The organism is Mycolicibacterium moriokaense (assembly GCF_010726085.1).
Taxonomy (GTDB): Bacteria; Actinomycetota; Actinomycetes; order Mycobacteriales; family Mycobacteriaceae; genus Mycobacterium; species Mycobacterium moriokaense.
Genome location: NZ_AP022560.1, coordinates 4174190 through 4198170 on the forward strand (window position 1 = coordinate 4174190; position 23981 = coordinate 4198170).

At 66.9% G+C, this 23981-nt stretch carries 20 protein-coding genes; 7 read left to right on the top strand and 13 right to left on the bottom strand.

Annotated features, from left to right (window positions below; all coding sequences use genetic code 11):
• Nucleotides 1-25 precede the first annotated feature (25 nt).
• The gene (locus G6N43_RS20525; protein ID WP_083149856.1) at nucleotides 26-1393 is read right to left on the bottom strand and encodes a glutamine synthetase family protein; all 1368 of its coding nucleotides are present in this window, start codon (nucleotides 1391-1393) and stop codon (nucleotides 26-28) included.
• 222 nt (nucleotides 1394-1615) lie between these two features.
• Between G6N43_RS20525 and G6N43_RS20530 the strand changes: the two genes are divergently transcribed.
• From G6N43_RS20530 to ngg, 3 genes are all read left to right on the top strand, one after another.
• Nucleotides 1616-3148, top strand: a complete 1533-nt coding sequence (locus G6N43_RS20530) for an amino acid permease (protein WP_083149857.1) — start codon at nucleotides 1616-1618, stop codon at nucleotides 3146-3148.
• Between the two features lie 81 nt (nucleotides 3149-3229).
• Entirely contained in the window at nucleotides 3230-5029 is a 1800-nt protein-coding gene (locus tag G6N43_RS20535; RefSeq protein WP_083149858.1) for an N-acetylglutaminylglutamine amidotransferase, read from the top strand.
• A complete protein-coding gene (ngg, locus tag G6N43_RS20540) occupies nucleotides 5026-6822 on the top strand; it encodes an N-acetylglutaminylglutamine synthetase (RefSeq protein ID WP_234810017.1) in 1797 nt (598 codons plus the stop codon). Before G6N43_RS20535 ends, ngg begins: the two co-directional genes overlap by 4 nt.
• Before the next feature lie 2 nt (nucleotides 6823-6824).
• Here ngg and G6N43_RS20545 read toward each other — a convergent pair whose 3' ends face one another.
• The 5 genes from G6N43_RS20545 to G6N43_RS20565 all read right to left on the bottom strand — a co-directional run bounded on the left by G6N43_RS20545 (nucleotide 6825) and on the right by G6N43_RS20565 (nucleotide 11177).
• Entirely contained in the window at nucleotides 6825-7388 is a 564-nt protein-coding gene (locus tag G6N43_RS20545) for an alpha/beta fold hydrolase (RefSeq protein WP_083150031.1), read from the bottom strand.
• Nucleotides 7389-7447: 59 nt separating this feature from the next.
• Complete coding sequence (locus tag G6N43_RS20550; protein WP_083149860.1) at nucleotides 7448-8110, bottom strand: hypothetical protein; 663 nt, start codon at nucleotides 8108-8110, stop codon at nucleotides 7448-7450.
• A complete protein-coding gene (locus G6N43_RS20555; RefSeq protein WP_234810025.1) occupies nucleotides 8107-9555 on the bottom strand; it encodes a cobyric acid synthase in 1449 nt (482 codons plus the stop codon). The genes G6N43_RS20550 and G6N43_RS20555 overlap by 4 nt, the downstream gene beginning before the upstream one ends.
• Before the next feature lie 131 nt (nucleotides 9556-9686).
• Nucleotides 9687-10544 carry a type I methionyl aminopeptidase gene (gene map / locus G6N43_RS20560; protein WP_083149862.1) on the bottom strand — a complete coding sequence of 286 codons (858 nt, stop codon included), beginning with the start codon at nucleotides 10542-10544 and terminating at the stop codon, nucleotides 9687-9689.
• Nucleotides 10545-10574: 30 nt separating this feature from the next.
• The gene (locus G6N43_RS20565; protein WP_083149863.1) at nucleotides 10575-11177 is read right to left on the bottom strand and encodes a TetR family transcriptional regulator; all 603 of its coding nucleotides are present in this window, start codon (nucleotides 11175-11177) and stop codon (nucleotides 10575-10577) included.
• A 9-nt stretch (nucleotides 11178-11186) separates the two neighbouring features.
• Between G6N43_RS20565 and G6N43_RS20570 the strand changes: the two genes are divergently transcribed.
• Together G6N43_RS20570 and G6N43_RS20575 are read left to right on the top strand one after the other, a co-directional pair.
• On the top strand, nucleotides 11187-12281 hold the full coding sequence (locus G6N43_RS20570; RefSeq protein ID WP_083149864.1) for a DUF1214 domain-containing protein: 1095 nt from the start codon (nucleotides 11187-11189) through the stop codon (nucleotides 12279-12281).
• Nucleotides 12278-13462, top strand: coding sequence for a sulfotransferase family protein (locus tag G6N43_RS20575; protein WP_083149865.1), 1185 nt, complete (start codon nucleotides 12278-12280; stop codon nucleotides 13460-13462). Before G6N43_RS20570 ends, G6N43_RS20575 begins: the two co-directional genes overlap by 4 nt.
• Here G6N43_RS20575 and G6N43_RS20580 read toward each other — a convergent pair.
• The 7 genes from G6N43_RS20580 to dxr all read right to left on the bottom strand — a co-directional run bounded on the left by G6N43_RS20580 (nucleotide 13455) and on the right by dxr (nucleotide 21257).
• Nucleotides 13455-14063 (bottom strand): DUF1707 SHOCT-like domain-containing protein, encoded by a 609-nt coding sequence (locus G6N43_RS20580; RefSeq protein ID WP_083149866.1) that lies wholly within the window; start codon nucleotides 14061-14063, stop codon nucleotides 13455-13457. The two genes, G6N43_RS20575 and G6N43_RS20580, sit on opposite strands and share 8 nt — an antisense overlap.
• 48 nt (nucleotides 14064-14111) lie before the next feature.
• Nucleotides 14112-15926 (bottom strand): penicillin-binding transpeptidase domain-containing protein, encoded by a 1815-nt coding sequence (locus tag G6N43_RS20585; protein ID WP_083149867.1) that lies wholly within the window; start codon nucleotides 15924-15926, stop codon nucleotides 14112-14114.
• Between the two features lie 130 nt (nucleotides 15927-16056).
• Nucleotides 16057-16713 carry a GNAT family N-acetyltransferase gene (locus G6N43_RS20590; RefSeq protein WP_083149868.1) on the bottom strand — a complete coding sequence of 219 codons (657 nt, stop codon included), beginning with the start codon at nucleotides 16711-16713 and terminating at the stop codon, nucleotides 16057-16059.
• A gap of 27 nt (nucleotides 16714-16740) precedes the next feature.
• Entirely contained in the window at nucleotides 16741-17595 is an 855-nt protein-coding gene (locus G6N43_RS20595; protein ID WP_083149869.1) for a GNAT family N-acetyltransferase, read from the bottom strand.
• Between the two features lie 57 nt (nucleotides 17596-17652).
• Nucleotides 17653-18816 carry a flavodoxin-dependent (E)-4-hydroxy-3-methylbut-2-enyl-diphosphate synthase gene (gene ispG / locus G6N43_RS20600; protein WP_083149870.1) on the bottom strand — a complete coding sequence of 388 codons (1164 nt, stop codon included), beginning with the start codon at nucleotides 18814-18816 and terminating at the stop codon, nucleotides 17653-17655.
• 9 nt (nucleotides 18817-18825) lie between these two features.
• Nucleotides 18826-20040 carry a M50 family metallopeptidase gene (locus G6N43_RS20605; protein ID WP_083149871.1) on the bottom strand — a complete coding sequence of 405 codons (1215 nt, stop codon included), beginning with the start codon at nucleotides 20038-20040 and terminating at the stop codon, nucleotides 18826-18828.
• Nucleotides 20037-21257, bottom strand: a complete 1221-nt coding sequence (gene dxr / locus G6N43_RS20610; protein ID WP_083149872.1) for a 1-deoxy-D-xylulose-5-phosphate reductoisomerase — start codon at nucleotides 21255-21257, stop codon at nucleotides 20037-20039. Before dxr ends, G6N43_RS20605 begins: the two co-directional genes overlap by 4 nt.
• Nucleotides 21258-21444: 187 nt before the next feature.
• Between dxr and G6N43_RS20615 the strand changes: the two genes are divergently transcribed.
• A complete protein-coding gene (locus G6N43_RS20615; protein WP_083149873.1) occupies nucleotides 21445-22119 on the top strand; it encodes a fasciclin domain-containing protein in 675 nt (224 codons plus the stop codon).
• 98 nt (nucleotides 22120-22217) lie between these two features.
• On the top strand, nucleotides 22218-23948 hold the full coding sequence (locus G6N43_RS20620; RefSeq protein WP_083149874.1) for a cytochrome c biogenesis protein CcdA: 1731 nt from the start codon (nucleotides 22218-22220) through the stop codon (nucleotides 23946-23948).
• Nucleotides 23949-23981 lie beyond the last annotated feature (33 nt).

The window sequence follows — 23981 nt, forward strand, 5'->3', positions numbered from 1 at the left end:
GCTCGCCGGGGAACTGGCCGCAGAACTAGAGCCGCTCAAAGCCCCGCACCCTTTCCCAATCCGTGACCGCGGCGTTGAACGCGGTCAGCTCGACACGGGCATTGTTGAGGTAGTGCTCGACGACGTCGTCGCCGAACGCCGCCCGCGCCACCTCGGACTTCTCGAACAGCGCCGCAGACTCAGCCAGAGTCGTCGGAAGCCGTTCGGCGCCACTGGTATACGCGTTTCCCTCCATCGGGTCGGGCAGCTCGAGTTCGCGCTCGATCCCGTACAGGCCACCGGCGATCAGTGCCGACACCGCGAGGTACTGGTTGACGTCTCCGCCCGGCGCCCGGTTCTCCATCCGCATGCCATGGCCGTGCCCGACGACCCGCAGCGCGCAGGTCCGGTTGTCCAGACCCCACGCGATCGCGGTCGGAGCGAAACTGCCGTCGACGAATCGCTTGTAGGAGTTGATGTTCGGCGCATAGAACAGCGACAGCTCACGCAGCGTCGCAAGCTGGCCGGCGATGAAACTGCGGAACATCGGCGACATACCCAACGGATCGGACTCGTCGGCGAACACCGCGGAACCGTCGTCGCCGCGGAACGAGATGTGGATATGACAGCTGTTGCCTTCGCGCTCATCGAATTTCGCCATGAACGTCAGGCTCTTGCCGTGCTGATCGGCGATCTCTTTGGCGCCGTTCTTGTAGATCGTGTGGTTGTCGCAGGTGACCCGGGCGTGGTCATAGCGGAACGCGATCTCCTGCTGGCCGAGGTTGCACTCCCCCTTGACGCCTTCGCAGTACATGCCCGCGCCGGCCATACCCAGCCGGATATCGCGCAGCAGCGGCTCCATCCGCGTCGAGGCCAGCATCGCGTAGTCGACGTTGTAGTCCGTCGCCGGAGTCAGCCCGCGGTATCCCTTCGCCCAGGCGTCGCGATAGCCGTCGTCGAACACCATGAACTCCAGTTCGGTGCCGACGTACGGCACGAGGCCCTGCTCGGCCAGCCGGTCGATCTGCCGGTTGAGGATGCTGCGCGGCGCCTGGGTGACGGGGTTTCCGTCGATCCACGACAGATCGGCCATCACCAGCGCGGTACCGGGCAGCCAGGGCAGCAGCCGAAGGGTCGAGAAGTCGGGCGTCATCACCATGTCGCCGTAGCCGGTCTCCCAACTCGAGATCGCATAACCGTCGACGGTGTTCATGTCGACATCGACGGCCAGTAGGTAGTTGCAGCACTCCGCGCCGTGCGCGGCGACGTCCTCGACGAAGAGCCGCGCCGACACCCGCTTACCGGTCAGCCTGCCCTGCATATCGCAGAACGCGACGATGACGGTGTCGATATCGCCCGCGTCCACGAGACCTTCGAGGTCGGCCTGCGACAACATGCCCGATGCGGCGCTCATTACCAGCGACCCTGCCCTTCATCAGTGTTCACGTGCATGGATCGACCCTCAGCGGTCGAACGACGGGAAGACGAATAGTCAACCATTGAATCAACCTTTGAAGCTGTCCCACCCGGTTGTTCGTCACGGCCTTTTACGCAATTGTCACGTTCAAAGGTATGACACCAGACCTTTGGCGAGTCTATTCTCCGTATGCCCCCAACCCCAAGAAGGAGCACCCGCATGGCCGACGAAAAGATGAAGAGCTCGGGCGGCGTCACCTACAGCCAAGCCGGCGAGGGCTACTTCGAGAAGCGGCAGCTCAAACGGACCGCCGGCTTCTGGGGCCTGTGGGGCATCGGCATCGCGGCCGTCATCTCCGGCGACTTCTCCGGGTGGAACTTCGGCATCGGCGCGGCCGGGTGGGGCGGCCTGGCGATCGCCTCGATCCTCATCGTCATCATGTATTTCGGCATGCTGTTCTCGATCGGCGAGATGTCGGCGGCCATGCCGCACACCGGCGGCGCCTACTCGTTCGCCCGCGCGGCGATGGGGCCGTGGGGCGGGTTCGTCACCGGCTTCGCCGAGACGATCGAGTACGTGTTCACCACCGCCGTCGTCGTGTTCTTCTCGGCGGCCTACGCGAACGCCGTCACCACCGACCTGTTCAACCTGTCGCTGCCGATGTGGCTGTGGTGGATCATCCTCTACGCGATCTTCGTGGGGCTGAACTCCTGGGGCGCAGAGATCTCCTTCAAGTTCGCGCTCGTGGTGGCGGTCATCTCCATCGGCATCCTGGTCCTGTTCGGTGTCCTCGCCGTCGCCAACGGTGCGGTCGACTTCAGCAAGCTCTTCGACATCGCCCCCGACCCGGCCGCGGCGGGTTCGTCGACGTTCCTTCCGTTCGGCTGGGTGGCGATCCTGTACGCGCTCCCCTTCGCCATGTGGTTCTTCCTCGGCATCGAGGAACTCCCCCTGGCGGCCGAGGAAGCCCACGATCCCGCGCGCGACATTCCGAGGGCGGGCATCTGGGGTCTGATCTCGCTCGTGGGCTGCGGCGCGATCGTGTTCTTCCTCAATCCCGCGGTCACCGGTTCCGAGGCGCTGGGCGGGTCCGACGAACCGCTGCTCGACGGTTTCCGGGCGTTCCTGCCCGCCAACCTGGCCGCAGTTCTCTCGGCGTTCGCGCTGATCGGCCTGCTGGCCAGCCTGCAGGGCATCATGTACGCCTACGGCCGCAACATGTACTCGTTGAGCCGCGCCGGCTACTACCCGAAGACGTTGTCGCTCACCGGATCCCGGCAGACGCCGTATGTGGCCTTGCTGGCGGGTGCGGTGATCGGATACATCGCGTTGCTCATCGTCAACTACAACGAGGGTGCGGGTGCGGTCGTCCTGAACATCGCCGTCTGGGGCGCGGTCCTCGCGTATGGCCTGCAGATGATCTCGTTCGTGCTGCTGCGCCGTAAGTTCCCGAACGCGAAGCGTCCATGGATCAGTCCCACCGGAAACTGGGGCGCGATCGTGGCGCTCATCATCGCCGCGATCACGTTCGTCGGCGTGCTCGTCAATCCGAGCTACCGTCCCGCCGTCATCGCGATCGTCATCTTCTACGTGTTCGGTCTGCTGGTGTTCGGGTTCTACGGCAGGCACCGCCTGGTGCTCTCCCCCGAGGAGGAGTACGCGGTCACCGGCGGCCTGCACGGGTACGACCCGGCGTCCGAGGGGCTTGGCGGCACCATCGAGGACGAGATCCTGAAGGGCCATACCGAGTAGGAGTCGCAGGTCGGCTCCGCAGTAGACGCACGTCACATCCGCCCAGGTTTCAACATTGGCACCGTGGGTAATGTCCCTGGCGTGTGCGGAGCCGCCGGAGAGGTGCGTCTCGACGACCAAAAACCTGATGTCACCGCGGTGTCGGCGATGGCGGAAGCCATGTCCCCCCGAGGTCCCGACGGTGCCGGAGTGTGGTCACAGGGCAGGGTCGCGTTAGGCCATCGACGCCTCAAGATCATCGACCTGACCGAAGCCGGGGCACAGCCCATGGTCGACTCGGAGCTCGGGCTGTCCATCGCCTGGAACGGCTGCATCTACAACTACAAGGAGCTGCGCCAGGACCTCATCGACCGCGGTTACCGGTTCTTCTCCACCAGCGACACCGAGGTGCTTCTCAAGGCCTACCACCATTGGGGCGACCGGTTCGTCGATCAGCTGAAGGGCATGTTCGCCTTCGCAATCGTGGAGCGTGACAGCGGCCGGGTGCTGCTCGGCCGCGACCGGCTCGGCATCAAGCCGCTGTATCTCACCGAGAACTCCGCGCGCATCCGCTTCGCATCGTCACTTCCCGCACTGCTCGCGGGCGGCGGGGTCGACACCCGCATCGACCCGATCGCGCTGAACCATTACCTGTCCTTCCACTCCGTCGTGCCGCCGCCGCGCACGATCCTGCGCGGTGTGACGAAGGTGCCGCCCGCCTCGACCGTCGCGATCGAGCCCGACGGCCGCAGGACCACCACGACCTACTGGGAACCCGACTTCACCAGGCGCGCAGACACCGCCGACTGGTCCGAACGCGACTGGGAGGACGCCGTTCTCGAGTCGCTGCGGCTGGCCGTCAAGCGCCGGCTGGTCGCCGACGTGCCGGTGGGCTGCCTGCTCTCGGGCGGTGTCGACTCCAGCCTGATCGTCGGGTTGCTTGCGGAGGCGGGCCAAACCGGGCTGTCCACGTTCTCGATCGGCTTCGAATCCGTCGGTGACGTCAAGGGCGACGAGTTCAAGTACTCCGACATCGTCGCCGAGCGGTTCGGCACCGACCACCACCAGATCCGGATCGACACCGACCGGATGCTGCCCGCCCTGGACGGCGCGATCGGCGCCATGAGCGAGCCGATGGTCAGCCACGACTGCGTCGCCTTCTATCTGCTCAGCCAGGAAGTGGCCAAGCACGTCAAGGTGGTGCAGTCCGGCCAGGGTGCCGACGAGGTGTTCGCGGGCTACCACTGGTATCCGCCGATGGCGGACGCGACATCGCTTGACGACGCCGTCGCCAAATACCGCACCGCGTTCTTCGACCGCGACAAGACCGGCATCGCCGAGCTCGTCACGCCGGACTATCTCGCCGAGGGCGATCCGAGCGCGGGGTTCGTCACCGAGCGCTTCGCCCGTCCCGGCGCCGAAACCGGCATCGACCGCGCACTGCGGCTGGACACCACGGTGATGCTGGTCGACGATCCGGTCAAACGCGTCGACAACATGACGATGGCCTGGGGCCTGGAGGGTCGGGTCCCGTTCCTCGACCACGAGCTCGTCGAGCTGGCTGCGACCTGTCCCCCCGAACTGAAGATCGCGCACGACGGCAAGGGTGTGCTGAAAGAGGCTGCCAGGAGGGTGATTCCAGACGCGGTCATCGATCGCCCCAAGGGGTACTTCCCCGTCCCCGCCCTGACTCACCTCGAGGGTCCGTACCTGGACATGGTCCGCGACGCCCTGTACGCACCGGCCGCCAAGGAGCGCGGGCTCTTCCGGCCGGAGGCGGTCGACCGGCTGCTGGCCGATCCGAACGGGCGACTGACCCCGCTGCGGGGCAACGAACTCTGGCAGCTGGCGCTGCTCGAGCTCTGGTTGCAACGGCACGGCATCAACGGGACGGCGGCGTGACTGTCGGAGCCGGAAGGCCGGCGACATCCAGCGCCGTGGGCTCCGACCACACCGAGGCGATCACGCTCGGTCTGCACGACGCGTCCCCGCAGCATCTGGTCGACGCGATGGCCGACGATGTGGTCATCGAAATGGGCTGGGGCCGACTGATTTTCGGGCAGACTTTCGCAGATCCGGCCAAGCTCGCCGAAGTGCTGCGGCACGAAGGCCCGGGTCGCCGGGACATCTGCATGTACGCCCGCGAACCGCACGTCCTGGTCTCGATGGCGCCCGCCGAGTTGTTCATCGACCCCAGTCACACCTACCGGCTCAGGTTCTCCGAGAACGACGAACCGCCACCGGCCCCCACCGGATTCACCGTTCGCTCACTCGAACGACCCGAAGAGGCCGACGAGATCAACCGGGTCTACATGCGCTGCGGCATGGTGCCGGCACCCGTGGAGGTGCTGTGGGAAAACAGCGAAAAACGAGACGCGCTGGACTATCTCGTGGCCGTGCGTGACGACGACGGATCGCTGGTGGGCACCGTGACCGGCGTCGACCATAAGCGGTTGTTCGACGACCCCGAGAACGGTTCGAGCCTGTGGACGCTGGCCGTCGACCCCACGACCAGCCTGCCCGGCGTCGGTGCTGCGCTCACCCGGGCACTCGCCGCGCTCTACCGCGAACGCGGCCGGGCCTACATGGATCTGTCGGTGGCCCACAACAACACCGCCGCCATCAGGCTGTACGAGAAGCTGGGCTTCGAGCGCGTTCCGGTGATGGCCGTCAAGCGCAAGAACGCCATCAACGAACCGCTGTTCACCCATCCGCCCGAGACCGTCGACGACCTGAACCCGTACGCGCGGATCATCGCCGACGAGGCGATGCGTCGCGGGATCTGGGTCGAGGTCCTCGACGCCGAGGCCGGCGAGATGCGGCTGTCCCACGGCGGGCGCAGCGTCATCACCCGAGAATCGTTGTCGGAGTACACCTCCGCGGTGGCGATGGCACGATGCGACGACAAGAGGCTGACCCGACGACTGGTGGCGGAGGCCGGAATCCAGGTGCCGAAGGGTCGGCTCGCCACGTTCGACGAGCAGGACCACGCGTTCCTGGAAGAGGTCGGCGACGTCGTCGTCAAGCCCACCCGCGGCGAACAGGGCAAGGGCATCACCGTCGGCGTCGACGGCCCCGAGGAACTGGATGCCGCATTGCGGCGGGCCCGTGAGGAGCATCCCGCGGTGCTGATCGAGCAGCGCGCTCCCGGCGACGACCTGCGGCTGGTGGTGATCGACGGCAAGGTGGTGGCGGCGGCGATACGCCGGCCCGCCGAGATCCTCGGCACCGGCCACCACACCATCCGCGAACTCATCGAGGCGCAGAGCAGGCGCAGGGCGGCCGCCACCGGCGGCGAGTCCCGAATCCCCATCGACGCCGTGACCGAGGCGACGGTCGCCGAGGCCGGGTACTCCTACGACGACGTGCTGCCCGAGGGCGAGAGCCTGCGGGTGCGCCGGACGGCGAACCTGCATCAGGGCGGCACGATCCACGATGTGACCGCGACGGTGAACCCGCACCTGTGCGAGGTCGCGGTCCGCGCCGCCGAGGCCATCGGCATACCCGTGACGGGTATCGACCTGTTGGTGCCCGACGTCACCGCGCCTGAGTACGTGTTCATCGAGGCGAACGAACGCCCCGGGCTGGCCAACCACGAGCCGCAGCCCACCGCAAAGGCTTTCGTCGACTTCCTCTTCCCGGGCAGCCCGGCACTACCGCAGGCATGGACGCCCGACGAGGCACCCACCCCGTAGCGCTACCAGGTGCTGGTGCGCATCACGATCTCGGCTGCCAGTTGCGCCGTCGACTCCTGGGCGTTGCGCCGCCCCAGCAACTCGACCATCCGATAGTCGCCGTACACGTAGCGCTGGCTGGCTTTGGCGACGGCACGCGCCGCCGCGGTGCTGACGAGCGCGGTGGTGTTCATCTCCACGGGCGGGCAGTCGCTGTCGCGTATCACCCCGGCCTGGTCCGCGACGCGCGGGTGGCCGCGGTCGATGACCACCAGACCGATGAACCGGTCCAGCCGCGTGGCGGCAAGCTCCCACGCAATTTCGCCGCCGACGCGGTCACCGACGAGCAGCGCCCACTTCACGTCGAGCGCATCGAGGATGCTGATCACCTTTTTCGCCGTCAGCCGTGGGGCCGGTGCGATGACGATGGTCCGGAGTGACGCGGTGTGCAGTCGTTGACATAGCGCGTCGTATGCGGCTGGCGGGCTGTTTGCGGCACCAAGCATCACGACGACGGACCCCTTCTCGGGGCCGGCGACATCGACGGGAATACCAATGCCGTCGACGGTGACCGTGGTGGGCGGCATTTGGGCCACGCTACCGCCGGTCACCATGGAGCGGGCCGATTTCGCCCCGAGCGGACGGCTCAGCTCGACTGTGCGCGCTCGGCCTGCTTCGCCGTGACATCCAGAAACGTCTGCGGCAGCGAACCTTTGACGGGAATCGACGGATTGGGTGTTGGAAACGCAATCCCGAACACCGCGGCGTGACCTACGTTCTCGAACGAGAAGTAGACAGATTCCGTTGCGTTGTTTAGTCGCATCGTCTGCTCGTACACCAGCGCGTCGGGCCGCGGTGTCTGCAGTCTGGTGGTGGTCATCGGAATGCCGGGTGCCGACGGATCGAAGTACGTCTCGTACTTGGCGCACCGTTCGGCGACGGCGGCCAACTTGTCGAGGTCCAGCCGCCACGTCAACACCGTGATGACCATCCGTGCGCCGTCGAAGGCGACGAGATACTCCGCCGCACTACCCGGACCGCGTTCGGCCGAGTCGGCGATCGCCCGGGTCAGTCCGTCCGAGCACCCTTCGGGTCGGGACAGCATCGCCGGCGGCGCCCCGACGCCGTCGGCCTGGCCGGGTTCGCGGTGGATGCGTTCGTACTGCACGCCCGCGGGGAAGTCGTCGGGGGTCAGCACCATCTTTTCGAGTCGCGCGCCGGGCCAGGTCGGGGTGCCTTGAATCGGCTGGGCGCAGCCTCCCGCAATGAGTGCCGCGGCGACGAGGACGAACACCTTGCGCCAGGTCATGGGGTCAGCCTAGTGGCGATCGTCGGCAGGCCCGGTGGGCCGTGCTCCAGCAGGCCCAGCAGGGCGTCGACGTCCACGTGGCTGGCGATCAGGTCGGCCATCACGTCCAGTTGGGCGTCCCGGCGCGCGCTGACGTCGACGTCGTCGGCGACGACGAACCCGTTGCGTCCTGACGCGTCCGCGGCATCGGTGAGCCAGCGCCGCCGCACGTCGTCGTTGTCGAGCAGACCGTGCCAGTGCGTGCCGTCGACGGCGCCGCGGCGAATTCCCACCGCTATCCCGGATTCGACCCAGTCGTCCTCGGTCGATCGGCTCACTCGGCCGTGGTGAATTTCGTAGCCGTGCAGCGGAGCGTCGTGATGGCGCAGTGTCTTGTCGGCGTCGAACTCGATGTCGGCGTCGAGCACCGCGAGTCCGTCGACGCCGCCGGTGCGCGATTCCACGGTGTCGTCGATGCGCCGACAGAGCATCTGGAATCCCCCGCAGACGCCGAGCACGGACTTTCCGGCCTGCGCGTGGGCCACGATGGCGTCGGCCAGCCCGCGCTCCCGCAACCAGGCCAGGTCCGTCACGGTCGACTTGCTGCCGGGCAGCACGACGGCGTCGGCGTCCGCCAGATCGGCGGGATCGCTCACCCAGCGCACCAGCACACCGGGCTCACAGGCCAGGGCCTCGACGTCCGTCGAGTTGGAGATGCGTGGCAGCCGGACCGCAGCCACCCGCAGCCATTGCCGCCCGCGCGGAGTCTGCGGGTCGCCGACGACGCGATGCGCGAGCACCGAGACTGAATCCTCGGTGTCGAGCCACAACCCGTCGCAGTACGGGATCACGCCGTAGGTGGGCCTGCCGGCGAGGTCGCGCAGCTGCGTCAGCCCCGGCTCCAGTAGTGGGGGATCGCCGCGGAACTTGTTGACGACGAACCCGCAGACGAGTCGCTGGTCCTCCGGTTCGAGCACGGCGACCGTTCCGTACAGATGCGCCAACAACCCGCCGCGGTCGATGTCGCCGACAATGACGACGGGCAGATTCGCGGCACGGGCCAGCCCCATGTTCGCGATATCGGTTGCCCGCAGGTTGATCTCGGCGGGCGAGCCCGCGCCCTCGACGATCACGGCGTCGAATTCGTCTCGCAGCGCGCGTAATTCGTCCTGTACGACGGTGGCGAGACGCTCGCGGTGAGTGAAGTAGTCGCGGGCGCCGACGGTGTCGACCACACGTCCGCGCACCACGAGTTGCGAGGTGCGGTCGCTGCCCGGTTTGAGGAGCACCGGGTTGAAGCGCACACTCGGCGCCAGTCCCGCGGCCCTGGCCTGCATCGCTTGCGCTCGGCCGATCTCGCCGCCCTCGACCGTGACCGCCGAGTTGTTGGACATGTTCTGCGCCTTGAACGGCGCAACGCGAATTCCTTTGCGCGCCAGTAGCCGGCACAGTCCGGCGACGACCATGGACTTGCCGGCGTCCGAGGTGGTGCCGGCGACCAGCAGCGCGCCGCTCACTTTTCTCCCGCGAGCAGACGTGAAAACCCCCATTTCGGGGGCAAATAGGGGGTTTTCACGTCTGCTCGCGGGGGGAAGTCTCAGAGCTGGGTCAGGATTTCGGCGCCGTCTTCGGTGACCACCAGCGTGTGCTCGAACTGGGCTGTCCACTTCTTGTCCTTGGTGGCGACCGTCCAGTCGTCGTCCCAGATCTCGTAATCCAGCGAGCCGAGGTTGATCATCGGCTCGATCGTGAACGTCATGCCCGGCTCGATCACCGTCTCCACGGCGGGCTGGTCGTAGTGCAGCACCACCAACCCGTTGTGGAAGGTGGTCCCGATGCCGTGACCGGTGAAATCGCGAACGACGTTGTAGCCGAACCGGTTCGCGTAAGACTCGATGACCCGTCCGATCACCGACAACGCGCGGCCGGGCTTGACGGCCTTGATCGCGCGCATGGTGGCCTCGTGAGTGCGCTCGACCAGCAGCCGGTGCTCCTCGGACACGTTGCCCGCCAGGAAGGTGGCGTTGGTGTCGCCGTGCACGCCGTCGATGTAGGCGGTGACGTCGATGTTGACGATGTCGCCGTCCTCGATGACCGTCGAGTCGGGGATGCCGTGGCAGATGATCTCGTTCAGCGACGTGCAGCACGACTTCGGATAGCCCTTGTAGCCCAGCGTCGACGGGTATGCACCGTGGTCGATCATGTACTCGTGGGCTATGCGGTCCAGTTCGTCGGTGGTGACGCCCGGCGCGACGGCCTTACCCGCCTCGGCCAGCGCACCCGCCGCGATCCGGCCTGCGACGCGCATCTTCTCGATCACCTCGGGCGTCTGGACCCACGGCTCGCTGCCCTCTTTGACCGTCGGCTTCCACGCGTACTCGGGCCGGGGAATCGAGTTGGGCACCGGCAGCGTCGGGGACACCACGCCCGGGCGGAGGGCGGTACGAACAGGCATGACGCCAGGATAGACGGCCGCGGCGGCTGGCTATTCGACGTGTAGCGACGACACCGCCGACCGCACGCGCGCGGGCAGTGAGCCGCCGTGCACCAGCCAGTCGTCCAGAGCGATCCGCACCGACGCCATCGCCAGCGCCCCGATCAGCCGCGGGCGCGGATCGTCCGGCAACAGATCGTCGAGCCGCGGGGCCACCAGCTCGGCGATCGCCGCCTCATACCGGAGGTAGCTCTGCAGCGTCCACGCACTCAACACGGGCGAGGACCGAGTCAGCAGGGCCAGCTCGCGGACCTGCCCGCTGACCGCCTCGAACCCTTCGCCGAGATCGCCGAACGCCGCCAGCACCGCCCCGTGGGCCGACAGCTCGGCAGGCTGCCGCGCGATGGCCGCAGTGATCGTGGCCAGCCACCGGTTCGTCATCCCCTCCGCGACCGCATCTTCCTTGGAGCTGAAGTACCGGAAGAACGTCGCGCGACCGACCTCCGCCGCCTGCGCGATCTGTTCGACCGTCGTCCCCGCCAGGCCGATCTCGGCGACCAGTTGCGCCGCCGCCGTGGCGATACGCACGCGGGTGGCCCGCTGCCGGCGGACCGTCAAACTTTCCCGCGATTTCTCTGGTGAGACGACGTCCATGATGAGACTATGTCTCACATGGTTACCGATGGCAACGCAGCCGCGCCTAAAACCCTGGAATCCTGGCGATTCGTCCAAAAAGTACTGGCCGACCTCACCGAGACGGTCACCGAGGACGCCATCGACGAGCGAGAGCTGATCGAGGGCCTCCAGGTCGTGGCCAAGGTGACCGGACTTTGCGCTGAGCTGTCAGTTCAGGCCGATTCCGAACGTCCGCAGTTCTTCGACATGTGCTCCGACACCCGGATGATCGGCGGCCCCAACCCCGACGGCAGGTACCTGCTGGCGATGATCCGGGGCGATCGCGCCTATCGGGTGACCGGAACGCGCGGCACCACCGCATACCTCGGACTGCAGGTCCTTGCGGGCACCGGTCTGACGCCGCGCCGCATGGCCGGCTACGTTAGCGACACCGATCTGGCGCTCGATTCCGGGTCGTTCGCGTTGGTGTTCTCCGCCGTCGAACCGCCGCCCGCCGTCCTCGGCGCGGCGCAGTGGGTCCCGATCCCCGAGGACGCCTCGTCGATCGTCGTGCGCGAGTATGTCGGCGATCCGGCCACCGAACACCCGGCGACACTGCACATCGAGCCCCTCGACCCCGCTCCCCTGCGCCCGATCACCGACGACGATGCCGCCGAACAGTTCACCGCGATGGCGTGGACCATCGTCAAGCTGACGACAATGCACCGCACCATCAAGCCGGAGCTGCTGACCCAACCCAACACTCTTCTCACCGCGGAGGCCGCCGAGCTCGGCAGCGCCGACACCACACCCGACAACCTCTACATGATCGGCACTTTCGGACTCGAACCCGACGAGTCGTTGGTGCTCGAGTTCCGTACGCCCGACACCCGGTACTGGAACGTCACGTTGGAGAGCATCTGGCACGAGTGCCTGGAGCCCAGGCATCGCCACAGCTCCGTCACCAACAAAGGGTTGGTTCCCGACGAGGACGGTGTCGCGCGAATCGCCATCGGCGCCAAGGACTTCGGTCATGGACATTGGTTGGACACCGGCGGCCGACGCCGTGGCTTCATCGTCCTGCGATGGCTCGACAACCCCGAACCGCCGGATGTGAAGACCAGCGTGCGGAGGGCATCATGAGCGCCGCCGAACGCTTCCAGCCCGACTTGCTGATCGAGCGGGCATGCGAACAGGCGGACAGCGACGACTTCGGCGACAACGACGGCTGGCGTGAAGGGCTGGCCTTGCTCTGCGACGGGCTGGTCTCCGAGGCCCGCCTGAATGATCTGGGCATCGAGATCGCCACGCTGGACGTGGTCAACCCGATGGTCAACCGGTTGCAGATCATGAAGTGGCGCAAGGAGAATCCTGAAGTCGCGACGCAGCCGATCAGCAGGCCGGTCTTCATCGTGGGGCAGCCCCGCACCGGCACCACGATCCTGTTCGACCTCCTCGCCCAGGATCCCGGCTTCCGGCCTCCGCTGACCTGGGAGGTGGACCACCCTCATCCCCTGCCTCGGCCGGAGACCTACGACTCCGACCCGCGCATCGCCGAAACCCAGGCGAGCATCGAGATGTCGGAGCAGATCGTCCCCGGACTGCTGGCGTTCCATCCGATGGGCGCACTGGTGGGCCAGGAGTGCGTGCGGATCACCGCCGGACAGTTCTGCAGCATGATCTTCTCCGTGCAGTACCGGCTGCCGACCTATTACAAATGGCTGCTCTACAAAGCCGACCACCACCCGGCCTACAGCTATCACCGAAAGTTCCTGCAGCACTTGCAGTCCGGCGTGCCGGGCGGGGCGTGTTCGTGGCTGTTGAAGTCACCGGCGCACCTGTGGCAGCTCGACGCGCTGGTCGCCGAGTATCCCGATGCGGTCATTGTGCAGACCCACCGCGACCCGCTCAACGTCATATCGTCGATCAGTGCCCTGACGCATCACCTGCGCCGGCTGGCGTCTGACGACAGTTCGATCACCGACTGCGCCGGCCAGTCGTGCGAGGAAATCGTGGTGGGGCTCGAACGCGGTATGCGACTGCGTGATTCGGAGGCGCTGGCCAGCCAGAAGTTCGTCGACGTGCAATTCGCCGACTTCATCCGCGATCCGTTCGCCACCATCCGCGCGCTGTATGCCGAGCTCGGACGTGAGCTGACACCCGTCGCCGAGGCCAGGATGCGCGACTTCCTGGCAGCACACCCGGGCGACGGTGGCGGGAGCCGGTATACGTGGGCCGACACGGGTCTGGACGCCGGTGTGGTGCGTGAACGGGTACGCGAATATCAGGAGCGGTTCGGTGTGCCCGACGAACCGCTCAAATGAAACGGTTGAACCGTAAACCCTTGCGCGGACCGCGGATGTCGACGGAGCCGCAGACCACCTTGCCGGTCAGGATCACGTGCGGTGAGCCCTCCGCGGGTGCATCCTTGCGGTGATCGTGGGCGCTGCCGACGATCACCTCGACGTCGTCGATCGAGGCGCTGGCACCCTCGGGCAGACGCATGTCCAGCCCGCCGAACTTCAGGTCCAGCTCGACGACGACGATCGAGCCGGCGAAGCGTGCCTTGGTCAGGTCCAGGTCGACCGAGCCCATCCGCCGGTGTAGCGCCAGCCGCGTCGGCACGATCCACTCCCCCTGGCGCTTGAGCGAGCCGAGCACGCCGCGCAGTTCCACCCGATCGGTGGCGGTGGTGACGATCGCGCCCGGTCCGGGCAGGTCGTCGACCAGGGTGTCGAGGTCGGAATGCAGCCGTGCGCGCGATACCAGCGCGGAACGCTCCTCGAACTCGCCGATGTCGATCAGACCGAGGGCGACGGCGCTGTGCAGCCTGCGTAGCGTTCCGTTGCGATCGGCATCGGAAACGCGCATCGCGGCGTGCGTGTCGGAGATGCGCATCCCTGCCTGGTCATCGAGCCCAGTCATAACGGTTCAACGGTACCGCCCGATCGAACGGCACACTGCCGCACCGGCTCAGGCCAGGTAGTTGTCGGGCAGCGAGTCGAACATCGTCTTGAGCATCCGCACCGCGTACTCGGAGGATCCACCGCCGACGATCAGCGCGGCGAACGCCATGTCACCGCGGTAGCCGGCGAACCACGAATGCGAGCCGCCGGCGAACTCGGCCTCACCGGTCTTACCGCGTACGTCGCCCACGCCCTGCAGATCCTTCGCGGTGCCGTTGGTGACGACCAGGCGCATCATCGGCCGCAGGCCGTCCAGGATCTTCGGACTGATCGGCGTCTGGTCACCCGCGATCTCTGTCGGGCGGCCTTCGATCAGTTGTGGCACAGGCGTTTTCCCGGCGGCCACGGTCGCCGCGGCCAGCGCCATCCCGAACGGGCTGACCACGACCTTGCCCTGCCCGAAACCGTCCTCCGTCCGCTCGGCCAGGTCCACCGTCGGCGGCACCGACCCCGTCACCGTGGTGAGACCCTCGATCTTGTAGTCGGTCCCGATGCCGTACTTGGCGGCCGCCTGCGTCAGCCCCCGCGGTGGCATCCGGCTGGCGAGCTCGGCGAACGTGGTGTTGCACGAACTGGCGAAGGCCCTCGACATGGGGACGGTGCCCAGGTCGAAGCCGCCGTAGTTGGGCACCGTGCGGTGGCCGATGTCCATGGTGCCCGGGCAGGGCAGCAGCGTGTTGGGGGTGGCCATGTCACGTTCGATCGCAGCGCCCGCCGTGACCATCTTGAACGTCGACCCCGGCGGGTAGAGACCCGTCGTGGCCAGCGGTCCCTGCGCGTCGGCGGCGGCGTTCTGCGCGACGGCGAGTATCTCGCCGGTGGACGGTTTGATCGCGACGATCATCGCCTGTTTGCCGGTGATGTTGACGGCATTCTGGGCGGCGTTCTGCACGGACCGGTCCAGGCTGATCGTGATCGACGGCGCGGGTTGGGCGGGCACCTCGTTGAGCACGTCGACGTCGACGCCGTTCTGGTTGACGCTCACGACGCGCCACCCCGCCTCACCGTCGAGATCGTCGACAACCGCCTTCTTGACCTCATTGATGATCGCCGGCGCGAAAGTCTCATCGGTGGGCAGCAATTCGGCCTGCGGTGTGATCACCACGCCCGGCAGTTGTCCGATCGCCCCGGCCACCCGGTCGTGATCGGACTGGCGGAGTGTGATCAGGTACATCGGCTCCTTCATCGAACTGGCCTGCTCGGCGAGGCGCTGCGGGTCCAGGGTGTTGTCGAAGGGGCGCAGCGCGTCGACGACGGCGCGTGACGTCGTCATCAGCGACTCGCCCGCAGCCTTGGCGTCCAGCGAGAAGGCGTACAGATAGCCGGGCACCAGCACGTCGGTGCCGCTGCGTTCGTTCACCGAGGCGCGCCGGGGCGGATCCGCGCGCAGCGCCAGCGTCTGATTCTCACCGAGCTTCGGGTGGACGCCCGTCGCGCTCCAGCGGACCTCCCAGCGGCCCTCGTTGCGCACCATGTTGAGTTGCCCGTCATAGGTCCAGGTGCGGTCCTTGGGCAGGTGCCAGGTGTAGCGGTAGGTGACGCTGCCGGTGTCCTCGGCATACTTCGAGCTCAGGATCTGGGCGTCGAGGCTCGTCGCCTGCAGCCCCGCCCACGCGTTGTTGAGCGCCTGGCGCGCATCCGCGGGCCGGTCACTGAGCTCGGCCGCGGCCGCGGTATCGCCTTTGACCAGCGCGGCGAGGAACTGCTGCGCCGTCGGCTCGGGTCCGTTGGGCTTGGGGGTACAAGCTGTGAGCGCCCCGAGAGTGACTCCGACCGCCGCGACCATCAACAGCGCCGATATACGTGATACTGAAGTTGCCATTGGGGCAGATGTTACGAATTCGAGACCCCAATATCGTGGAGGCGCGCAACGCTATCCACGAATTACCGACAAAGTTCGAGAGCAGCCCTGCAAATCGTGGTTAGCGATGCGGTTAGGATCCCCGGCGCTATTACCCCGCCGCCGGCGCGCGCACCACCAACGGCACAGCCGGGAAGTAGGCGGCCATCTCCGAGCGCGACTTCCGAAGCACCGCAGTCCCGTAGCCCTGCTTGCGATGGTCGGGGTGGATCCAGATCCGGACGTTGACCTCACCGGAGATCAGATCGCCGAACGCCATGCCCACCTTTTGCGAACCGTGGACCGCGACCAACCACGCCGCCTCTTCGGCATCCACCCTCGCGAGGCCGGCGCGAATCTCGTCATCCAGATCCCCGGCCGGTGCGCGCGAGCCGTCGCCGGCCTCCCGCATGTCCGCAGTGCGTGCGGCGAAGATGTCGCGATCGGTTTCCGGCGAGAACGGGCGCAGCTCGATGCTGTCCACCGAACTCGCGGGCTCGCCAAGGGTGAAGCTCAGCTGGTTGTTCAGATCCTCGAGCTCGGCGGCGATCCTGCGCCGCCCCACCTTGGTGAGCCGATCGAACGACAGGCGCAACGCAGCTTCGGCGGCGGTGGCCGACGTGCCGAGATGGCTTGCGATGGCCTCGATTGCGGCGTCGTAGTCCTCGGACTCGACCACGACGTCGAGGAGTTCGTGGCGCCGCTCGAGCGCACGTACCAAAGCGTCGGCGATCTCGCGACGCGCAACTCTTGGATCCTCGAAGTTCATGCCCCCGACCTTAGAGGCACTCGTCAATCAGTCGAGCAGAACGGTCGCGAACGTGCCGACTTGAGTGAAGCCGATGCGGTCGTAGGTGGCACGTGCGACGGTGTTGAAGCTGTTGACGTACAGGCTCGCGGTGCGTCCGCTGCGCACCACCGCCGCCGCGAGCGTCGCCGTCCCCGCTGTGCCGATCCCGCGACCCCGCCAGTCGGGATGCACCCACACGCCCTGGATCTGACCAACCGACGGCGACTGCGATCCCACCTCCGCCTTGAAGATCACCTCTCCGCGTTCGAAGCGCGCCCACGCCCGGCCCGCGGCGATCAACCCGGCAACCCGGCGCCGATAACCGCGGCCGCCGTCACCGATCCGCGGGTCGATGCCGACCTCGCCGATGAACATGTCGATCGCCGCGACGAGGTAGGCGTCGAGTTCGTCGGCCCTCACCCGCCGCACGGCCGGATCGATCGCGCAGACCGGCGGTGTGCTCAGCGCCATCAACGGTTGGTGTTCACGCACGTCGCGCGCCGCACCCCAGGCGGGCTCGAGCCGCTGCCACATCGGCAGCACCATCTCGGCGCGGCCGACCAAGGACGAACACCGCCGCGGTGTGCTCATCGCCTTGTCGGCGAACGCATACATGGCGTCGGTCCCGCCTCGCAGCGGAATCAGATTCGGCCCTGCGTAACAGAGGGATTCGGTCGGACGCTGCCGGGTCCAGAGCTCGCCGCCGATCGCCGCGGGCTCAACGCCGTGCTCGAGCACTCGCGACGCGACCATGCAACTGCCGACCGGATCCTCGTCGAGGACGCGATACACCTCGCGCGCTTCGCGGACCACAGAGACCCGTCGCTCATCGATGCGGCGAAACAGCGGAGGAGCCGACATGGAGACTCTTTCTAACCGGTCCCGGCAGGTGCGGTGACCCTGCTCACAGGGTCACCATCAGCTTACGGTCACGACAGGCGAACCGCTGCCGTCTGACCCGGACGCGGGGCCCATTTCTTCGGCGAGCCGCAACGCCTCCTCGATCAGCGTCTCGACGATCTGCGCTTCGGGCACCGTCTTGATGACCTCGCCCTTGACGAAGATCTGACCCTTGCCGTTGCCGGACGCGACGCCGAGGTCGGCCTCCCGCGCCTCACCGGGCCCGTTCACCACGCAGCCCATGACGGCAACGCGCAGCGGAACTTCCATGCCCTCTAACCCGGCGGTCACCTCGTTGGCCAAGGTGTACACGTCGACCTGTGCACGTCCGCACGACGGGCACGACACGATCTCCAAGCCCCGCGGCCGCAGGTTCAACGATTCGAGGATCTGGTTGCCGACCTTGACCTCTTCGGCGGGCGGCGCGGACAGCGAGACGCGGATGGTGTCGCCGATGCCCTTGGAGAGCAGCGCGCCGAAGGCGACGGCCGACTTGATGGTGCCCTGAAAAGCGGGCCCGGCCTCGGTGACCCCGAGGTGCAGCGGGTAGTCGGTCTTGGAGGCCAGCAGTTCGTAGGCGGCGACCATTACGACGGGGTCGTTGTGCTTGACGCTGATCTTGATGTCGCCGAAGCCGTGCTCCTCGAACAGCGAGGCCTCCCACAGCGCGGACTCGACCAACGCCTCCGGCGTCGCCTTGCCGTACTTCTCCATGAAGCGCTTGTCCAGGGAGCCGGCGTTGACCCCGATCCTGATCGGAATGCCTGCTGCCCCAGCCGCTTTCGCGACCTCCTTGACCCGGCCGTCGAACTCCTTGATGTTGCCGGGGTTGACGCGGACGGCCGCGCAGCCGGCGTCGATCGCGGCGAAGATGTACTTGGGCTGGAAGTGGATGTCGGCGATGACGGGGATCTTCGACTTCTTGGCGATCGCGGGCAGCGCGTCGGCGTCTTCCTGACGCGGGCACGCGACGCGGACGATGTCGCAGCCCGATGCGGTCAGCTCGGCGATCTGCTGAAGGGTCGCGTTGATGTCGTGCGTCTTGGTGGTGCACATCGACTGCACCGCGATCGGATAGTCGCTGCCCACACCGACGTCGCGCACCATGAGCTGGCGCGTCTTGCGGCGGGGAGCCAGGGTCGGCGCGGGCGGCGCCGGAATCCCCAGACCAACAGAGGTCAAAAGCTTCTCCTACTGGAACAACCTGATCGGGTTGACCAGGTCAGCGGTGACGGTGAGCAGCATGTAACCCACCACCACGAACAAGATTACGTACGTGGCGGGCATCAGCTTGAGGTAGTTGACGGGGGCCGCGGCCACCCTGCCGCGCGCCGACCGGATCATATTGCGGATCTTCTCGAACACGGCGATCGCGATGTGCCCACCGTCGAACGGCAGCAGCGGCACCAGGTTGATCGCCCCGAGCACGAAGTTCAGCTGGGCCAGGAAGAACCAGAACGCCACCCACAGCCCGGCGTCGACGGTGTCGCCACCGATGATGCTGGCGCCGACGACGCTGATCGGAGTCTCGGGATCGCGTTCCCCGCCTCCTATGGAGTGCACAAGCGCGCCGACCTTGGTCGGGATCTTGGCCAGCGATTTGGCCAGTTCGACGGACAGATCGCCGGTGAACGCGAACGTGGCGGGGACCGCCGACAGCGGGTTGTACTGCGTCGGCCCGAACTCCGCCGCTGCGATGCCGATGGCGCCGACGGTCGTCGGCTGGTCGCTGTCGCCGAGGAACCGCTGCGTCTGGGCGACGTTGACGACCGTGCTGGCCGGCTGGCCGTCACGCTCGTAGACGACGGTGGTCTGGCCGGATGCGGCCTGCAGGGCGGTGCGCGCTTCGTCGAAGGTTGCGACGGGCGTGTCGCCGACCTTGACGATCACGTCGCCGGCACGGATACCGGCTTCGGCCGCCGGGCCGGGACCGGTGCAGTCGGCCACCTTGTCCTTGGCTATCTGCGATGCGACACAACCGGTTTCGCCGACGATCGCCTGTGTGGGTGGGTGCAGGTTGGGCAGCCCCCAGATGACGGCGATGGCGTAGATCAGGACCAGTCCGACGATGAAGTTCATCGCGGGGCCCGCGGCCAGCACGGCGACGCGCTTCCACGTCTTCTGCAGGTACATCGCGTAGCGGCGGTCCTCGGGTGCGATCTCGTCGATCGACGTCATACCCGCGATATCGCAGAAGCCACCGAGCGGGACAGCCTTGACTCCGTACTCGGTCTCCCCCAGCTTGTTGGGCCGACGGGTCGACCACACCGTGGGCCCGAAGCCCACGAAGTAACGGCGCACCTTCATCCCGGTGGCGCGCGCCACCCACATGTGGCCGCATTCGTGCAGTGCAACCGACACGAGGATGCACAACGCGAACGCGATGATGCCGAGCACGAACATCATGAGGTGAGCAGTCCTTTTCTTGAAATCTCCCGCTCGACTTCGCGCTTTGCCCGGTCGCGGGCCCAGCGCTGGGCGTCGAGTACGTCTTCCACGGTAGCGGGTTCGGCGGCCCACTGGTCGGCAGCGCGCAGCACCTCGGCGATTGTTCGCACAATCGCCGGAAATCGGATGCTTCCGTCGAGGAACGCCGCCGCGGCTTCCTCGTTCGCTGCGTTGTACACCGCGGTCAGGCAGCCGCCGCGGGCACCGGCGTGCCGGGCGAGGTCGACGGCCGGGAACACGTCCGCGTCCAGCGGCAGGAACTCCCAGGTCGAGGCCTGTGAGAAGTCGCAGGCCAGGGCCGCGCCGGACACGCGGGCAGGCCAGCCCAACGCCAACGCGATCGGCAGCTTCATATCGGGAGGGCTGGCCTGGGCCAGGGTCGAGCCGTCGGTGAACGTCACCATCGAGTGCACGATCGACTGGGGGTGGACCACGACCTCGATGCGGTCGTAGTCGATGCCGAACAGCAGGTGGGTCTCAATGAGCTCGAGGCCCTTGTTGACCAGCGTCGCCGAGTTGAGCGTGTTCATCGGACCCATCGACCAGGTCGGATGCTTACCCGCCTGTTCCGGGGTGACGGCGTCGAGATCGTCGGCCGACCAGCCGAGGAACGGGCCTCCCGACGCCGTGAGCACGATCTTCGCGACCTCGTCGGGCGCGCCGCCGCGCAGGCACTGCGCCATGGCCGAGTGTTCGGAGTCGACCGGGACGATTTGGCCTGGTTTTGCGGCCTTGAGTACCAGCGGACCGCCCGCGACCAGCGATTCCTTGTTGGCCAGCGCAAGCCGTGCACCGCCGGCCAGGGCCGCCAGCGTGGGTTCGAGGCCCAGTGCGCCGACGAGCGCGTTCAGAACGACGTCGACGCCGGTCGTCCCGTAGGTGTGCTCGATCAGGCGGGTGACGGCGTCAGGCCCGGCGAAGGTGACGTCACCGACCTGCGCGGCGGCCGCGGTGTCGGCGACGGCGACGTTGGTCACTCCGGTTTCGGCGCGCTGCTTGGCGAGCAGATCCGGGTTGCCGCCACCGGCGGCCAGCCCCACCACTTCGAAACGGTCCTGGTTGGCGGCGATGACCTCCAGCGCCTGGGTGCCGATGGAGCCCGTGCTGCCGAGAATCAGCACCCGCACTCGGTCGTTCCCCGAGTCGCGGCGCTCCTGCCCACCGGACCTACTCACCGATCTATTGTGACGCCCCCGCTGGAAAGCGACCCCATCCGCTCGGACCCCTCTCGATCAGAGGCGACAAATGTGACGCAAATGTGACCGAGCGGCCCGGCGTCCATCCGTGCGCGACGTCACATCGAATCCCCGTCGTCAACGACAGGATGGCGGCCCGCGCCATCCAAGACAGATGGGGATAGCAATGAGAACAGTCCACAAGGCAATCGTCGCCGCTGGTCTGGGCGCAGTCGCGATGTTCGGCGCAGTGTCGTGCTCCAGCGACAGTTCAACTGAGGCCGGCTCCACCACGTCGGCAGTGACGGAGCCGGCATCGCCCATCGCCGCAACGCCCAACGCGACTCCGATGGCCGGTCCCGGCGCGAACCTCGTCGGGACCGGGTGTGCCGCGTACGCCGAGCAGGTGCCGACGGGGCCGGGGTCGGTGACCGGCATGGCCGCCGACCCGGTGGCGATCGCGGCGTCGAACAACCCGATGCTCAAGACGCTGACGCAGGCGCTCTCGGGTCAACTGAATCCGAATGTGAATCTCGTCGACACCCTCAACAGCAGCCCGGGGCTGACGGTGTTCGCGCCGACCGATGCCGCTTTCGCCAAGATCGATCCGGCGACCATCGAAACCCTCAAGACCGATTCGGACCTGCTGACCAGCATCCTGACCTATCACGTGGTCGAAGGTCAGGCCAGCCCGTCGGCGGTCGCCGGTGAGCACAAGACGCTCGAAGGCGGTGCCGTGACGGTGACCGGAGCCGGCCCCGATCTGAAGGTCAACGACGCCGGACTGGTGTGTGGCGGTGTCCAGACCGCCAACGCGACGGTCTACATGATCGACACGGTTCTGATGCCCCCGGCCAACTAGGCCACTCCACTTCTCCTCGCGAGCAGCAGACGCAAAAGTCCCCGACACGCCAGGCTTTTCGGGCCTTTTGCGTCTGCTCGCCCAATCCAGGGACACCCATGTTCACGCTTGCACTGATCGGCTTTCTCGGCGGACTGATCACCGGCATCTCGCCGTGCATCCTTCCCGTCCTGCCGGTGATCTTCTTCTCCGGCACACAGAGCGTCCGCGCCGACGCCTCCCCCGGCGGTGTCGCGCTCGAGACGAAACCGACGCTGTCGGACAGGCTGCGTCCCTATCGCGTGATCGCAGGCCTGGTCCTGAGTTTCAGCGTCGTGACGCTCGCGGGCTCCGCACTGCTGTCGCTGCTGCACCTGCCACAGGACGCGATCCGGTGGGTTGCGCTGATCGCCCTGGTGTTGATCGGCGTCGGGTTGATCTTCCCGAAGTTCGAAGCCCTCCTGGAGAAGCCGTTTTCCAAGCTGCCGCAGAAGCAGTTCGGCTCCGGCAGTAGCGGTTTCGGTCTCGGGCTCGCGCTGGGCGTGCTCTATGTGCCCTGTGCGGGACCGGTGTTGGCGGCCATCGTCATCGCGGGAGCAACCGGCACCATCGGTGTTCCCACGATCGTGTTGACCCTGGCGTTCGCCGTCGGCGCGGCCCTGCCGCTGCTGTTCTTCGCCCTCGCCGGACGTCGCGTCGCCGAGCGAGTGGCGGCATTCCGGAGCCGTCAACGCCAGATCCGCGTCACCGCAGGCGTGGTGACGATCCTGCTGGCGGTCGCGTTGGCGTTCAACGTGCCCGCCGCGCTACAGCGCGCGATCCCCGACTACACCAGTACGCTTCAGGAGCGGGTGGGCGGCGACGAGCAGATCCGCGAGAAGCTCAACCTGGCGGGTCTGGTCAACGATCAGAACCGGGAACTCGAGAAGTGCACCAACGGCGCACCCGAGCTGGAAAGCTGCGGCACCGCACCGGACATCAAGAACATCACCGCATGGTTGAACACCCCGGACGGCGCGGCGGTCGACCTGAAGTCGTTGCGCGGCAAGGTCGTTCTCATCGACTTCTGGGCGTACTCGTGCATCAACTGCCAGCGCGCCAATCCACACCTCGTCGACTGGTATGACACCTACCGCGGTCTCGGGTTCGAGGTCATCGGCGTGCACACCCCGGAGTACGCGTTCGAACGTGTCGAGAGCAACGTCGCCGCCGGCGCCCGCGATCTTGGCATCACGTATCCCGTCGCACTCGATAACGGCTACTCGACATGGACGAACTACCGCAACCGGTACTGGCCGGCCGAGTACCTCGTCGACGCCCGCGGCACCGTGCGCCACATCAAGTTCGGCGAAGGCGACTACGACACCACCGAGCGCCTCATCCGTCAGTTGCTCGCCAATGCCAACCCCGGTGTACAGCTGCCGCCTCCGGTCGACGCCGAAGACACCACGCCTCAAATCGAGACGACGCCCGAGACCTACCTCAGTGTCGGCAAGGTCATCAACTACGGCGGCGACAGCAGCTACGACGAGGGCACGTCGAATTTCCGCTACCCGCGACAGCTTCAGCCAGACAGCTTCGCACTCCAAGGCGACTGGACGCTCGACTATCAAGGCGCCACATCACGCGGTGAGTCGGCCATCGCGCTGAACTTCCGCGCCAAGGACGTCTATATCGTCGCCGGAGGTGAAGGCATCCTGACGGTGTCCCGCAACGGCAAGACCACCGAAGTGCCCATCAGCGGCCCGCCGACCCTGCACCAGATCGTCGACGATCCCGAGGTTGCCCAGAGTGAGCTCGAGGTCACCGTAGCCCCTGGCCTACAAGTCTTTTCGTTCACCTACGGCTGACACCCATCCGGATCACCACCGGCTCCGAATATC